This is a genomic window from Enterobacter sp. 296B2 (assembly GCF_034106185.1).
Lineage (GTDB): Bacteria > Pseudomonadota > Gammaproteobacteria > Enterobacterales > Enterobacteriaceae > Enterobacter > Enterobacter cloacae_N.
Genome location: NZ_JAWNCA010000015.1, coordinates 1 through 14,423 on the forward strand (window position 1 = coordinate 1; position 14,423 = coordinate 14,423).

Genomic DNA, 14,423 nt, shown 5'->3' on the forward strand with positions numbered 1-14,423 from the left:
ATATTAGTAATTTCAACATTCATGTAGATGAATGTGCTAAATAATAACCAGTTGTTAAATTTTTGTACAAAATCACGCGACGATAGCGCAGCGACGCGCTTGTAGAGAAAACTTTCTCTATCATTTTGAATATTATTGGTTTTTCTTAATGTTCAACGTCTGGCAGGGCCGCCACCAAAGATACGGCACTCACCGTAAAAGAGAATTGCTTAACAAATTTGCAAAATGTATTGGCGCGTGTTTACGCCATTTGATACTTTCCGGCCTAATATTTTGCAGCATAAAACAACCAGATGAGAATTATTTTCATATAGTCCTCTTCTCAGATATCCGGCACAGGTCTCAAACAGGGGAGGCCTGGCAAGAATCGACGCAAGACGGCCATACGAGCGGTCAGTAATAAAAAAGTCGGTGATAGCAAGAAGTAAAAAAAGAACCTGACAGCAGCAAAAAAAACTCCTGCGCTGTACAGGCCCCAACAGGGGATTAAACAGCTGGCGAAAGCCAGTAATTATAATGAGTGGAGTACCAACACAATGTCCATCATCACAAAAAAAAATCTGGTAGCGGCGGGGATTTTAACTGCGCTAATCGCGGGCAACGCTGCAATGGCTGCGGACGTTCCTGCAGGTGTTCAACTGGCGGAGAAACAGACGCTGGTTCGTAACAACGGTGCGGAAGTGCAGTCTCTCGACCCGCACAAAATTGAAGGCGTTCCTGAGTCGAACGTTAACCGCGACCTTTTCGAAGGCTTGCTGGTGACTGACGTAGACGGCCACCCGGCACCGGGTGTGGCAGAAAAGTGGGAAAACAAAGATTTCAAAGTCTGGACCTTCCATCTGCGTAAAGATGCCAAATGGTCCGACGGTACACCGGTTACCGCCGAAGATTTCGTGTATAGCTGGCAGCGTCTGGCGAATCCAAACACCGCTTCTCCGTATGCGAGCTATCTGCAGTATGGCCACATCGCCAATATCGATGACATCATCGCTGGTAAAAAGCCGGTCACCGACCTGGGCGTGAAGGCGATTGATGCTAATACCTTTGAAGTGACGTTGAGCGAACCTGTTCCGTACTTCTATAAGCTGCTGGTTCACCCGTCCGTATCGCCTGTACCAAAATCCGCTGTCGAAAAATTTGGTGAAAAATGGACACAGCCTGCCAATATCGTGACCAACGGTGCCTATAAGCTCAAAGACTGGGTGGTCAACGAACGTATGGTGCTGGAGCGTAACCCGCAGTACTGGGATAACGCTAAGACCGTTATTAATCAGGTCACCTACCTGCCAATCTCTTCCGAAGTGACCGACGTTAACCGCTACCGCAGCGGCGAAATCGACATGACCTATAACAACATGCCGATTGAACTGTTCCAGAAGCTGAAGAAAGAGATCCCGAAAGAAGTTCACGTCGATCCGTATCTGTGCACCTATTACTACGAAATCAACAACCAGAAAGCACCGTTCACCGACGTGCGCGTTCGTACTGCGCTGAAGCTGGCACTGGATCGCGATATTATCGTGAACAAAGTGAAAAACCAGGGCGATCTGCCAGCGTACAGCTACACACCTCCGTATACCGATGGGATGAAGCTGGTTGAGCCTGAGTGGTTCAAGTGGTCACAGGAAAAACGAAACGAAGAGGCGAAAAAACTGCTGGCTGAAGCAGGATACACCGCAGATAAACCGCTGACGTTTAACCTGCTGTACAACACATCAGATCTGCATAAGAAACTGGCGATTGCGGTCGCGTCTATCTGGAAGAAAAACCTGGGCGTGAACGTTAAGCTGGAAAACCAGGAGTGGAAAACCTTCCTCGATACGCGTCATCAGGGGACCTTCGACGTGGCGCGTGCGGGTTGGTGTGCGGACTATAACGAACCGACCTCATTCCTGAACACCATGCTCAGCGACAGTTCCAACAACACGGCGCACTATAAGAGCCCGGCGTTCGACAAGATCATCGCCGAAACGCTGAAAGTGTCTGACGATGCGCAGCGCGCAGAGCTGTACGCGAAATCAGAAGAGCAGCTCGATAAAGATTCTGCAATTGTACCGGTTTACTACTACGTTAACGCCCGTCTGGTGAAACCGTGGGTAGGGGGTTATACCGGTAAAGACCCGTTGGATAACATTTCCGTTAAGAATCTCTATATTATCAAGCATTAATGGCAATACGTGGGGCGAGCCTGGCTTGCCCCACTGTGTCTACTTTGTAACATTCATCAGGCACACGCCAGAAGGTACGGGCAATGTTGAAATTTATCCTGCGTCGCTGCTTAGAAGCGATACCAACGCTATTTATTCTAATTACGATTTCCTTCTTTATGATGCGTCTCGCGCCGGGAAGTCCATTTACCGGTGAACGCACGCTGCCGCCGGAAGTTATGGCGAACATCGAGGCGAAGTATCACTTAAACGATCCCATCACCACTCAATACTTCAACTATCTGAAGCAGCTGGCGCACGGTGATTTTGGACCGTCATTTAAATATAAAGACTATTCCGTTAACGACCTGGTGGCCTCCAGCTTCCCGGTGTCGGCAAAACTGGGTGCTGCAGCATTCATTCTGGCCGTCGTTCTCGGAGTCACCGCAGGCGTTATCGCCGCGCTCAGACAAAATACCAAATGGGATTATGCCGTAATGGGGGTGGCAATGACCGGGGTAGTGATACCCAGTTTCGTTGTCGCGCCATTGCTGGTGATGATATTTGCCATCACGCTGAAATGGCTGCCCGGGGGCGGCTGGAACGGCGGGGCTTTGAAGTTCATGATTTTACCGATGGTGGCATTATCGCTGGCATACATCGCCAGTATTGCGCGTATCACCCGTGGTTCTATGATCGAAGTGCTGCACTCAAACTTCATCCGTACCGCACGCGCGAAAGGGCTGCCGATGCGCCGGATCATCTTCCGCCACGCGCTCAAGCCGGCGCTGCTGCCAGTGCTTTCCTATATGGGACCGGCATTCGTCGGCATCATTACGGGTTCAATGGTTATCGAAACGATCTATGGCCTGCCGGGCATTGGTCAGCTGTTTGTTAACGGGGCGCTTAACCGTGACTACTCGCTCGTTCTGAGCCTCACGATCCTCGTGGGCGCGCTGACCATTCTCTTTAACGCCGTTGTCGATGTGCTGTATGCCGTTATCGACCCGAAAATCCGTTACTAACGCTGGAGCACGCCATGATGTTGAGTAAGAAAAACAGCGAGGTGCTGGAAAACTTCAGTGAAAAACTGGAAGTAGAAGGTCGTAGCCTCTGGCAGGACGCGCGCCGTCGCTTTATGCACAACCGTGCCGCGGTCGCCAGCCTGGTGGTTCTGGTGATCATCGCGCTTTTTGTGACCCTGGCACCTATGCTGTCGCAATTTACCTATTTCGATACGGACTGGGGCATGATGTCCAGCGCGCCGGATATGGAGTCTGGCCACTATTTCGGTACCGATTCATCCGGCCGTGATTTGCTGGTGCGCGTGGCGATTGGTGGTCGTATTTCACTGATGGTCGGTATCGCTGCCGCGCTGGTGGCGGTGATTGTGGGGACGCTTTACGGCGCGCTCTCCGGCTACCTTGGCGGCAAAGTAGACTCAGTGATGATGCGTTTGCTGGAAATCCTGAACTCCTTCCCGTTTATGTTCTTCGTTATTTTGCTGGTGACCTTCTTTGGCCAGAACATTCTGTTGATCTTCGTGGCTATCGGGATGGTTTCCTGGCTGGATATGGCGCGTATCGTGCGCGGCCAGACGCTGAGCCTCAAACGCAAAGAGTTTATCGAAGCGGCGCAGGTAGGGGGCGTATCAACCAGTAATATCGTGGTTCGTCATATCGTGCCTAACGTGCTGGGCGTGGTGGTGGTCTATGCATCACTGCTGGTGCCAAGCATGATCCTGTTTGAATCCTTCCTCAGCTTCCTGGGGCTGGGTACGCAGGAGCCACTGAGCAGTTGGGGCGCGCTGCTGAGCGACGGCGCAAACTCGATGGAAGTTTCACCGTGGCTGTTGCTTTATCCGGCGGGTTTCCTGGTCGTCACCCTGTTTTGTTTTAACTTTATCGGCGATGGCCTGCGTGATGCCCTCGACCCGAAAGACCGTTAAGGAGCGCCGTCATGACAATAATTGAAACGGCCACCGCGCCTCAGGCGCAACAGCAGAGCAACCTTCTGCTGGATGTGAAAGACCTCCGCGTGACCTTTAAAACGCCGGACGGGGATGTGACCGCAGTCAACGATCTCAACTTTAACCTGAGCAAAGGTGAAACGTTGGGGATCGTGGGGGAATCCGGTTCCGGAAAATCCCAGACCGCCTTTGCGCTGATGGGCCTGCTGGCCGCGAACGGCGTGATTGGCGGTTCGGCAAAATTCAACGGCCGTGAAATCCTCAACTTACCGGAGCACGAGCTGAACAAGCTTCGCGCCGAGCAGATCTCAATGATTTTCCAGGATCCGATGACTTCGCTGAACCCGTATATGCGCGTCGGCGAGCAGCTTATGGAAGTTCTGATGCTGCACAAAGGCCTGGGCAAAGCGGAAGCCTTTGAGGAATCCGTGAAAATGCTGGATGCGGTGAAAATGCCGGAAGCGCGCAAGCGCATGCGCATGTTCCCGCACGAGTTTTCCGGCGGTATGCGTCAGCGCGTGATGATTGCGATGGCGTTGCTGTGTCGGCCGAAGCTGCTGATTGCCGATGAACCGACTACCGCGCTGGACGTGACCGTTCAGGCGCAAATCATGACCCTGTTGAACGAGCTTAAGCGTGAGTTCAACACGGCGATTATCATGATCACCCACGATCTCGGTGTCGTGGCAGGTATCTGTGACAAAGTGCTGGTGATGTATGCCGGGCGCACCATGGAATACGGCAAAGCGCGTGACGTGTTCTATCAGCCTGCCCATCCTTACTCCATTGGCCTGCTGAACGCGGTGCCGCGTCTTGATGCGGAAGGGGAATCCCTGCTCACCATTCCTGGCAACCCGCCAAACCTGCTGCGTCTGCCGAAAGGCTGTCCATTCCAGCCGCGCTGCCCGCACGCAATGGAAATCTGCAACAGCGCGCCGCCGTTGGAAGAATTTGCCCCAGGCCGTCTGCGCGCCTGCTTTAAGCCGCAGGAGGAGCTGGTATGAACGCAGTAGATGAAAAACGCAACGTGCTTCTCGAAATCGCTGACCTTAAGGTGCATTTCGACATCAAAGACGGCAAGCAGTGGTTCTGGCAGCCGCCGAAGACCCTGAAAGCGGTGGATGGCGTCACGCTGCGCCTGTACGAAGGGGAGACCCTGGGTGTGGTGGGAGAGTCTGGCTGCGGTAAATCCACCTTTGCGCGTGCGATTATCGGACTGGTGAAAGCCACCGGCGGCAAAGTAGCCTGGCTGGGTAAAGATCTGCTGGGCATGAAACCTGACGAGTGGCGCGACGTGCGCAGCGATATCCAGATGATTTTCCAGGATCCGCTGGCGTCATTAAACCCGCGTATGACCATCGGTGAGATTATCGCCGAACCGCTGCGCACCTATCATCCTAAGATGTCGCGTCAGGAAGTGCGCGACCGCGTGAAGGCGATGATGCTGAAAGTCGGCCTGTTGCCTAACCTCATCAACCGTTATCCGCACGAATTCTCCGGCGGCCAGTGCCAGCGTATTGGTATTGCCCGTGCGCTGATCCTCGAACCTAAGCTGATAATCTGTGATGAGCCGGTTTCCGCGCTGGATGTGTCTATTCAGGCGCAGGTGGTGAACCTGCTTCAGAAGCTGCAACGCGAAATGGGGCTGTCGCTGATCTTTATCGCGCACGACCTGGCGGTGGTAAAACACATCTCAGACCGCGTGCTGGTGATGTATCTCGGCCATGCCGTGGAGTTAGGTACCTACGATGAGGTGTATCACAACCCGCTGCACCCTTACACCAGAGCGCTGATGTCGGCGGTGCCGATCCCTGACCCCGATCTGGAAAAGAATAAAACGATTCAGCTTCTGGAAGGGGAATTGCCGTCGCCAATTAACCCACCGTCGGGCTGCGTGTTCCGCACGCGATGCCCGATGGCGGGGCCGGAATGTGCGAAAACGCGACCGGTGCTGGAAGGCAGTTTCCGACATGCGGTTTCCTGCCTGAAAGTAGACCCGTTATAATCGTAAGGGCTGACATGATGTCAGCCCTTATTTTTTGCGAGGTTATCGTGTCGCGTTTATTCACCTCAGCCCGTCGTCGGCTCTATCATCTTTTATTCGATCCCGAAACGGTATCGGGACGCCGTTTTGAAGGTCTCTGCGCGCTGTTTGCGTTACTTAGCGTAGTGGTCATATTTATTGAATCCGGTGTCGGTACGCAGTATCACCTGACATTTGAGGAATGGCATGCCTTTGTCTGGCTGGAATTGATTATCACCCTGGTCTTTACCGCTGAGTATATTTTGCGGGTAGTTTGTTGGCCCAACCCGGCAAAGTACGTCTTCAGCTTCTGGGGCTTCATTGATTTAGCCACTATCCTGCCGCTCTATGTGATGTGGTTGTGGCCGGAGATCAGCCTCAACTATGTTTTCGCCTGGCGAGCGATGCGCGTTATTCGGGTATTACGTATCCTGAAGTTGCTGCGCTTTATGCCGTCGCTGCGGGTATTCTGGAGCGCGATCGTCAGCGCACGACACCAGCTTATTCTTTTCTATTCGTTTATTGCCATCGTCATGATTGTTTTCGGCGCGCTGATGTATTTGATAGAAGGGCCGAAATATGGCTTCGCGACGCTCAATGCGTCCGTCTACTGGGCGATAGTGACCGTTACGACCGTGGGGTATGGCGATATCACGCCCCATACGCCGCTGGGGCGGATAGTGGCATCCGTGCTGATTCTGATTGGGTACTCGGTTATTGCCATCCCGACGGGGCTTATCACCACGCACATGAGCAGTGCGTTTCAGAACCATAAACAGCGGCGCAAATGTCCGAACTGCCACCAGGCCGATCATGAACATAGCGCGCGGTTTTGCAACCGCTGCGGAAGTGCGTTACCGGATTAAATAAAAAAGGCTGCCATCGCAGCCTTTTTTATTATTCGCGCCAGAGTATATGGCACAGCTTGTGGTCTTTCTCGCGACACAGCAGGACGCGGGCGAAGATGTCGTTAATTTCCCCTCCGTCTTCATCAGCCAGCCCAATTACCACTTCGGCAAAGAAGTCAGGATTCAGGTCGAAATCCACATGTTCGGCCCAGTCCTCTGAAGGGTCGAATAATTCGGCACCGCCGCGCTCTTCGAACTGCAGATTAAAGAGGATCACGTCTGCGGGATCGAGGTTATCAACCGCCAGTTCGAGAAAAATGTCATAGGCCTGCTCGAGCGTTTCGTCTTCGGTCAGGCGATTGTTCAGATCCATTTCCATGATGACTACCTGTTTAACATCGTTGGGCACGTTTTACAGCAACGGACTAAAGAAGTAAAACAGTCGTTCAGCTATTCGCTGCCATAGCGGACGTTTTACCCAGAGCCTGGCATCCAGCAGCCGCGAGCGGGAGATATAGTCATCCTGAACCGCCGCCAGGTCACCGCCAAAGCCGGCGTCATCAATCACCAGGGTGATTTCAAAGTTTAGCCACAGGCTGCGCATATCAAGGTTAACCGTGCCCACCAGGCTTAACTCGCCGTCAACCAGCACGCTCTTGGTGTGCAATAGCCCGCCTTCAAACTGATAAATTTTCACCCCGGCAGCCAACAGTTCGCTAAAGAAGGCACGGCTGGCCCAGCCCACCAGAAGGGAGTCATTTTTGCGCGGCAGAATGATACTCACATCGACACCGCGCTGCGCTGCGGTACAAATCGCGTGCAGCAGGTCATCGCTGGGGACAAAGTAGGGCGTCGTCATGATCAGATATTCACGCGCGGAGTAGGTTGCCGTCAGCAGCGCCTGATGAATCAAGTCCTCCGGGAAGCCTGGTCCGGAGGCGATGGTATGAATTGTATGGCCGCTGGCCTCTTCAAACGGCATGATATTGCCATCCGGCGGCGGCGGCAGGATACGCTTGCCGGTCTCTATCTCCCAGTCGCAGGAGTACACGATGCCCATCGAGGTGGCAATCGGCCCCTCCATTCGCGCCATCAGATCCACCCATTGCCCGACGCCGGAATCCTGTTTAAAGAAGCGCGGGTCAACCATGTTCATACTGCCTGTGTAGGCAATATAGTTATCTATCATGACCATTTTACGGTGCTGGCGAAGGTCCATCCGGCGCAGAAACACGCGCAGGAGATTAACCTTCAGCGCCTCAACCACCTCGATACCGGCGTTACGCATCATGCCCGCCCAGGGGCTACGGAAAAATGCCACGCTGCCCGCGGAGTCCAGCATCAGACGGCAGTGGATCCCCCGGCGCGCGGCCGCCATCAGGGATTCAGCGACCTGGTCAGCCATGCCGCCGGGCTGCCAGATATAAAACACCATCTCAATATTATGGCGAGCCAGCTGAATATCGCGAATCAATGCCTGCATGACATCATCGGACGACGTCAGTAGCTGGAGCTGATTGCCCTTCACGCCGCCAATCCCCTGGCGGCGCTCGCAGAGCTTAAACAGCGAGGAGGCGACGCTGCTGTTCTCCTCGGCAAAGATATGCTTGCAGGCTTTGAGATCGTTAAGCCACTTCGCAGTGGAAGGCCACATGGCACGCGCCCGCTCGGCCCGGCGTTTACCCAAATGAAGCTCACCGAAAGAGAGATAGGCAATAATTCCCACCAGTGGGAGGATATAAATGATCAGAAGCCAGGCCATGGCAGAGGGTACGGCTCTGCGCTTCATCAGGATGCGTAACGTCACACCCGCGATTAACAGCCAGTATCCCAGAATGACCAGCCAACTCACCACGGTGTAGAAGGTTGTCATAGTTAAAAAAATCCTTTTGAAAGCGTATTGTTATGAGTGTACGCATCAGGATTCATCTGGCAAATAAAAACGCCAGGTAAAAGCGCTGGTTTGCTGCCGGGTTGGGTTTATAATGGCGACTCTGTTTGAGAAAGAGTTGTAGACATGAAGCGCAGTAGAACAGAAGTAGGGCGCTGGCGCATGTTGCGACAGGTGAGTCGTCGTAAGGCTCGTTGGCTGGAGGCACAATCCCGCCGCAATATGCGTATCCACGCCATCAGAAAATGTGGATTGACCCGGCACCGCAATGCGTTGCTGTTCGCAGTCCAGGATATCTGAAACCCATGAGGGCACCGCAAGGTGCCCGCTGATTTTATAGTGTCTGATTTTGCGAATATCGTTATTGCGGCGATATTCCGGTTATTTTTAGCAAAAGGAGAGAGAGGTGTTTGCGGAGTTTGGTGTACTGAATTTCTGGACGTATGTTGTTGGCGCATTTTTTATCGTGCTGGTTCCCGGGCCAAACACCCTGTTTGTGCTGAAAACCGGGATTGGTCACGGAGTGAAAAAAGGGTATCTTGCCGCGACCGGTGTGTTTATCGGTGATGCGGTATTGATGTTTCTGGCCTGGGCGGGTGTTGCGGCATTGATCCAGACGACCCCCGTACTCTTTAATATCGTGCGCTATCTTGGGGCCTTCTATCTGCTGTGGCTGGGGGGCAAAATGCTCTGGTCGGTAATTACCCGTCAGAATAACGCTCAAGAGAGCGGAACCGAGCCGGCCAGCACGATCATGAAACGCTCCCTCGTCCTGAGCCTGACCAATCCAAAAGCGATTCTGTTCTACGTTTCGTTCTTTGTGCAGTTTATCGACGTGAATGCGCAAAATACCGGGACCTCTTTCCTGATCCTCGCCACCACGCTTGAGCTGATTAGCTTTATGTACATGAGCTTCCTGATCTTCTCCGGGGCGTTTGTCACGCGTTATCTGAAAACCAAAAAGAAGCTGGCAAAGTTGGGGAACGGGCTGATAGGGCTGCTGTTTGTTGGATTTGCGGCGCGGTTAGCGTCGCTGCATTGATGTGAAAAGAGGCTCCTGCTGGAGCCTTTTTACATCAGAACACTTTCTTATATGGCCGCACCGTCACTTTCGCATACACACCCGCCGCAACGTATGGGTCTGCGTCAGCCCAGGCCTGCGCCGCTTCCTGAGACTCAAACTCCGCAATGACCGTGGAGCCAGAGAAACCGGCGGCGCCAGGGTCATTGCTGTCAACAGCAGGCATTGGACCTGCGGTCAACAAACGGCCTTCGTCCTGGAGCAACTGCAGGCGAGCCAGATGGGCAGGGCGAACCGAGAGACGTTTTTCGAGGGAATCAGCGACATCTTCAGAGTAGATCACGTAAAGCACGGTGAAGCTCCTTAAGCGTAATAAAGTGTCAGTTACGTTATGTGAAAGGGCAATTAACTGCAATGTAAAGATAAAAGCAACGTTAATCCCCCGATCTGAGTGCCCCTTTTTTGACCACTCCAGCGCTTAAATTGCGCCAGAACAAAGTGTCTTATTGAATATGATTGCTATTTGCATTTAAAATCGAAGTTCGGTTTTTTAACGTTGATGATTATGATTTCGATGACCCTTGATTTACCTCGCCGCTTTCCCTGGCCGACGCTGCTGTCCGTAGTGATTCACGGTGCCGTCGTCGCGGGTTTGCTCTACACTTCGGTTCATCAGGTTATTGAAATGCCCGCACCCGCCCAGCCGATCTCGGTGACCATGGTCTCGCCAGCGGATCTCGAACCGCCGCAGGTTGCGCCGCCCCCGCCACAGCCTGTTGCTGAGCCTGAGCCGGAACCCGAGCCTGTCCCGGAACCACCGAAGGAAGCACCGGTGGTGATCCATAAACCTGAACCAAAGCCAAAACCTAAGCCGAAGCCAAAGCCGGTTAAGAAGGTTGAAGAGCGTCCAAAACGTGAAGAACGCCCGATTGAACCGCGCGCGACCCAGCCGGTCGAGAATACGGCGCCTTCGCGTCCGGTTATGAATAACAGCGCGCCGGCCGCGAAGCCGACGGTTGCCGCACCGGCAGGCCCACGTGCGTTGAGCCGTAATCAGCCTCAGTACCCGGCGCGAGCTCAGGCCTTACGCATTGAAGGCCGCGTACGGGTGAAATTTGACGTCACTGCGGATGGCCGCGTTGATAACGTGGAAATCCTGTCTGCTCAACCTTCAAATATGTTTGAGCGCGAAGTGAAATCGGCAATGCGCAGATGGCGCTACGAACCCGGTAAACCGGGTAGTGGACTGATCGTGAACATTGTTTTCCGCCTTAATGGCGGGGCGCAGATGGAATAAGAAAAGCCTCCGGAAGGAGGCTTTTTTTTGCCTGTCGTTCAGGCTGGCGGAAGCTGACGAGGTTTACCCTCGCTATCGACAGCTACATAAATAAACAGCGCTTCAGTTGCTTTATAGCGCTGCCCAATCGGTTCAGAAGAAACTTTCTTCACCCAGACTTCAATGTTGATGGAGATGGAGGTATTGCCGCGTTTTACGCAGCGGGCGTAACAGCAAACCACATCACCTACCGCAACCGGGCGCAGGAAGGTCATTCCATCCACCCGCACGGTCACCACGCGCCCATGAGCAATCTCTTTTGCCAGAATTGCGCCGCCCATATCCATCTGCGACATCAGCCAGCCGCCAAAAATATCGCCATTGGCATTAGTGTCAGCGGGCATTGCCAGTGTGCGTAAAACCAGTTCGCCCTGAGGGGCGTTATTTGTTGTCATTGTTTTAACTCATAACGGAAGACTTCAGGCGGGATGCTACTATGATTTCACAGCGGAGAGAATAGACCAGAACGCCTGTCGAACACGTTCTGGTCAGTCAGCAATCAGTGCTTATCGTCCTGCGGCATGTGGCGATAAATATAAACGCCGCTTAGCAGGGTGAAAATCAGCGTCAGGGCCGTCAGGCCGAAGACCTTAAAGTTGACCCAAATGTTTTGCGGCAGCCAGAAGGCAATATAGATATTGGCAAGACCGCAAAGGATAAAGAACACCGCCCAGGCGATATTCAGGCGAGACCAGACCTCCTGAGGCAGCGTCAGCTCTTTGCCGAGCATGCGCTGAATCAGAGGTTTTTTCATCACCCACTGGCTGATCAGTAAGGCACCCGCAAACAGCGCATAGATCACCGTAACTTTCCACTTAATGAATTCATCATTGTGGAAGAAAAGGGTTAGTCCACCGAATACGGCGACCAGGACGAACGTCACCAGCGCCATTTTTTCAACTTTACGGTAGCGCACCCAGCTGTAGATCAGCACAACCGCAGTCGCAATAATCAGCGCCGTGGTCGCAGCATAAATGTCATACAGCTTATAAAATGCGAAAAAGACAACCAGCGGTAAAAAATCAAGAAACTGCTTCATTCTGTGATTCCATCTTCTCTGTTGAGCCGGGAAAGATCATCCTCCCGGCATCAGGATTACTGACGAATTAACATATACAGGCGGAACAGATAGACCAGCAGTACCGCTGAAATCAGGTTGCTCAGCGTATTCGCGACCACCGCGCCAACATTCGGGGTTAATACCGCAAAATTGGGTGCAAACAGGAGCAGGAGCGTTTTTGCCAGCAGCCAGCCGATCACGGCGGGCGCTACCAGACGCATGTTCGCCCATGCCAGCCTGATGCTGCTGCGCATCGCGGTAAAAATCCCCATTTTATCCTGCACAACCATCACGGGAGCAAAAGCAAGCACGATAGCCAGTAACACGCCCGGCACCACGACCAGCATAATCCCCATCTGCACCAGCATGGTGGTTAAAAAGATCAGGATAAACAGCTTAGGTAAGACCGGCGCGCTGGCTCCAATCGCCCGTAAGGCGCTGACCCGGTGGCCCGCCGACACCAGCTGAATCATCAGCAGAACGCCACCTGCCAGAATCGCATTACCAATGAGCCCGGAGAAAGTGGATGCGGCAGAAGCCCGCAGCAGAATCTGTTGCTGCTCCGGCGTCATGTTTTGCACCAGTTCAAACAGCCCCACGCTTCCTGCCAGATGGTCGCCCTGGCTCAGGCTGGCAATCTGTTCTTCACTCGGTGAGAACGCATGACCCAGCACCACAGTGATAAAGGCGCAAAGCAACGCGATCAGTAAAAAGGTAATGAACTGATTGCGGAAAAAATTTCCCGTGTCACGGTAGACAGACTTCGCCGTGATAGACATGCACTCTCCTTGAGTATTGCAGGTGTTAATTAGCCGGCAATTGTACACCGGATGCACCTGCTGTGGCAGCATCAAGGCTTGTATGGAAAAGCATATCTTTGTAAAGCGGCGGTAATCCAAAGCGTGCCCGGGCACGATTACAGGCTTCATTGACCTGCCCATCTTCGCCGGACATGGCAAATTCCCGGCACGGGCTGGGGCGATCTTCATAGATAGCGCACCGGGTAGAGATGCCCGGCTCCCCCTGTAAGGCCGCGCAGCGGCTCTGCTTTTGGTTTGTGCCGCGCATACACCGCAGAAAAGGAGTGACTGGCTCAGTGAGATGAACCGGAACGGTACCGCCGCCATCGCTGGCTTCGGCCCAGTAGAAAGAGACTCGAAAATACGCACAACAGGCTCCGCACGTCATGCACGGGTTAACTTCACTCATGGCACACCTGCAAAAGAAGAACGCATCAAATCAACTTGTGAGAACGATAAATTATCCAGCCGCCAGAGGAAGAGCAAGAGGGAGAAAAGAGAAAATTTTGTAACTGTGAAATGCTAAAAATTGACATAGAAACAACTTATTGCTTTTCAGGGCGCCACAAAAAATTAACCCAGATCAATGAATGTTAACTTACTGGTTTTAATGTGATCTGTGGCAGATCACTTATTACTCTTTTGTGAGTATATTCTCATCCGCGATTAAAACCACAACGATGGAGCGGATATGAAAAAATTAGCGGTGGCAGCCCTTGTATTAAGCAGTCTCTCTGGCGGCGCGTACGCGCATGAAGCAGGCGAGTTCTTTATTCGTGCCGGTTCGGCCACGGTTCGCCCAACTGAAGGTTCGGATAACGTGCTGGGGATGGGCGGTTTTAACGTCAGTAACAACACCCAGTTGGGGTTAACGTTCACCTATATGGCGACGGATAACGTTGGCGTTGAGCTTCTGGCGGCAACGCCGTTCCGTCACCGGGTCGGTCTTGGGGCAACCGGTGATATCGCCACGGTTCACCACTTGCCGCCAACGCTGATGGCGCAATGGTACTTTGGCGATGCCAGCAGCAAGGTGCGTCCGTATATTGGCGCAGGTGTCAACTACACCACCTTCTTCGATGAGAAATTCAACGATACCGGGAAAGAGGCAGGTCTCTCCGATCTCAGCCTGAAAGACTCGTGGGGCATGGCGGGGCAGGTTGGTCTGGACTATCTGATTAACCGCGACTGGCTGATCAACGCCTCGGTCTGGTACATGGACATTGATACGGACGTGCGCTTCAAGGCGGGCGGTGAGCAGCAAAGCATCAATACGCGTCTGGATCCGTGGGTGTTTATGTTCTCTGCGGGTTATCGTTTCTAATTCA

Annotated in this window: 17 protein-coding genes; 10 read left to right on the plus strand and 7 right to left on the minus strand. The window is 53.1% G+C overall.

Going from position 1 to position 14,423, the window contains the following annotated elements; translation table 11 throughout:
* Positions 1 to 536: 536 nt before the first annotated feature.
* The 6 genes from oppA to URZ40_RS12710 all read left to right on the plus strand — a co-directional run bounded on the left by oppA (position 537) and on the right by URZ40_RS12710 (position 7,005).
* Entirely contained in the window at positions 537 to 2,168 is a 1,632-nt protein-coding gene (gene oppA / locus URZ40_RS12685) for an oligopeptide ABC transporter substrate-binding protein OppA (RefSeq protein WP_028013430.1), read from the plus strand.
* 83 nt (positions 2,169 to 2,251) lie between these two features.
* A complete protein-coding gene (gene oppB, locus URZ40_RS12690; protein ID WP_028013429.1) occupies positions 2,252 to 3,172 on the plus strand; it encodes an oligopeptide ABC transporter permease OppB in 921 nt (306 codons plus the stop codon).
* A 14-nt stretch (positions 3,173 to 3,186) separates the two neighbouring features.
* On the plus strand, positions 3,187 to 4,095 hold the full coding sequence (gene oppC, locus URZ40_RS12695) for an oligopeptide ABC transporter permease OppC (protein WP_116339411.1): 909 nt from the start codon (positions 3,187 to 3,189) through the stop codon (positions 4,093 to 4,095).
* An 11-nt stretch (positions 4,096 to 4,106) separates the two neighbouring features.
* Positions 4,107 to 5,120 (plus strand): ABC transporter ATP-binding protein, encoded by a 1,014-nt coding sequence (locus URZ40_RS12700; RefSeq protein ID WP_061097981.1) that lies wholly within the window; start codon positions 4,107 to 4,109, stop codon positions 5,118 to 5,120.
* Positions 5,117 to 6,121: a murein tripeptide/oligopeptide ABC transporter ATP-binding protein OppF gene (gene oppF / locus URZ40_RS12705; protein ID WP_116339415.1), complete on the plus strand. Its 1,005-nt coding sequence runs from the start codon at positions 5,117 to 5,119 to the stop codon at positions 6,119 to 6,121. The genes URZ40_RS12700 and oppF overlap by 4 nt, the downstream gene beginning before the upstream one ends.
* Positions 6,122 to 6,135: 14 nt before the next feature.
* Complete coding sequence (locus URZ40_RS12710) at positions 6,136 to 7,005, plus strand: ion transporter (RefSeq protein ID WP_204320744.1); 870 nt, start codon at positions 6,136 to 6,138, stop codon at positions 7,003 to 7,005.
* 31 nt (positions 7,006 to 7,036) lie between these two features.
* Here URZ40_RS12710 and URZ40_RS12715 read toward each other — a convergent pair whose 3' ends face one another.
* Together URZ40_RS12715 and cls are read right to left on the minus strand one after the other, a co-directional pair.
* A complete protein-coding gene (locus URZ40_RS12715) occupies positions 7,037 to 7,366 on the minus strand; it encodes an HI1450 family dsDNA-mimic protein (protein ID WP_006810881.1) in 330 nt (109 codons plus the stop codon).
* Positions 7,367 to 7,399: 33 nt separating this feature from the next.
* Complete coding sequence (gene cls, locus URZ40_RS12720; protein ID WP_028013424.1) at positions 7,400 to 8,860, minus strand: cardiolipin synthase; 1,461 nt, start codon at positions 8,858 to 8,860, stop codon at positions 7,400 to 7,402.
* A gap of 144 nt (positions 8,861 to 9,004) precedes the next feature.
* Here cls and URZ40_RS12725 point away from each other — a divergent pair, with 144 nt between their 5' ends.
* Positions 9,005 to 9,178 carry a YciY family protein gene (locus tag URZ40_RS12725; protein ID WP_086379783.1) on the plus strand — a complete coding sequence of 58 codons (174 nt, stop codon included), beginning with the start codon at positions 9,005 to 9,007 and terminating at the stop codon, positions 9,176 to 9,178.
* A gap of 106 nt (positions 9,179 to 9,284) precedes the next feature.
* Positions 9,285 to 9,920, plus strand: coding sequence for a leucine efflux protein LeuE (leuE, locus tag URZ40_RS12730; RefSeq protein WP_028013423.1), 636 nt, complete (start codon positions 9,285 to 9,287; stop codon positions 9,918 to 9,920).
* Positions 9,921 to 9,954: 34 nt separating this feature from the next.
* Here leuE and URZ40_RS12735 read toward each other — a convergent pair whose 3' ends face one another.
* Positions 9,955 to 10,251, minus strand: a complete 297-nt coding sequence (locus tag URZ40_RS12735; protein ID WP_049006872.1) for a YciI family protein — start codon at positions 10,249 to 10,251, stop codon at positions 9,955 to 9,957.
* A 222-nt stretch (positions 10,252 to 10,473) separates the two neighbouring features.
* On the opposite strand from URZ40_RS12735, the gene tonB reads away from it, so the two are divergent.
* Positions 10,474 to 11,196: a TonB system transport protein TonB gene (gene tonB, locus URZ40_RS12740; RefSeq protein WP_193532760.1), complete on the plus strand. Its 723-nt coding sequence runs from the start codon at positions 10,474 to 10,476 to the stop codon at positions 11,194 to 11,196.
* A gap of 38 nt (positions 11,197 to 11,234) precedes the next feature.
* Here the strand turns inward: tonB and yciA are convergent, their stop codons facing one another.
* The 4 genes from yciA to URZ40_RS12760 all read right to left on the minus strand — a co-directional run bounded on the left by yciA (position 11,235) and on the right by URZ40_RS12760 (position 13,504).
* Entirely contained in the window at positions 11,235 to 11,630 is a 396-nt protein-coding gene (yciA, locus tag URZ40_RS12745; RefSeq protein ID WP_028013420.1) for an acyl-CoA thioester hydrolase YciA, read from the minus strand.
* Between the two features lie 104 nt (positions 11,631 to 11,734).
* Positions 11,735 to 12,274 carry a septation protein A gene (locus URZ40_RS12750; protein WP_061097985.1) on the minus strand — a complete coding sequence of 180 codons (540 nt, stop codon included), beginning with the start codon at positions 12,272 to 12,274 and terminating at the stop codon, positions 11,735 to 11,737.
* Between the two features lie 56 nt (positions 12,275 to 12,330).
* Positions 12,331 to 13,074, minus strand: coding sequence for a YciC family protein (locus URZ40_RS12755; protein ID WP_023292236.1), 744 nt, complete (start codon positions 13,072 to 13,074; stop codon positions 12,331 to 12,333).
* A gap of 25 nt (positions 13,075 to 13,099) precedes the next feature.
* Positions 13,100 to 13,504 carry a YkgJ family cysteine cluster protein gene (locus tag URZ40_RS12760; protein WP_061097987.1) on the minus strand — a complete coding sequence of 135 codons (405 nt, stop codon included), beginning with the start codon at positions 13,502 to 13,504 and terminating at the stop codon, positions 13,100 to 13,102.
* Positions 13,505 to 13,786: 282 nt separating this feature from the next.
* Between URZ40_RS12760 and ompW the strand changes: the two genes are divergently transcribed.
* Positions 13,787 to 14,419: an outer membrane protein OmpW gene (gene ompW / locus URZ40_RS12765; protein ID WP_116339472.1), complete on the plus strand. Its 633-nt coding sequence runs from the start codon at positions 13,787 to 13,789 to the stop codon at positions 14,417 to 14,419.
* The last annotated feature ends 4 nt before the right edge of the window (positions 14,420 to 14,423 follow it).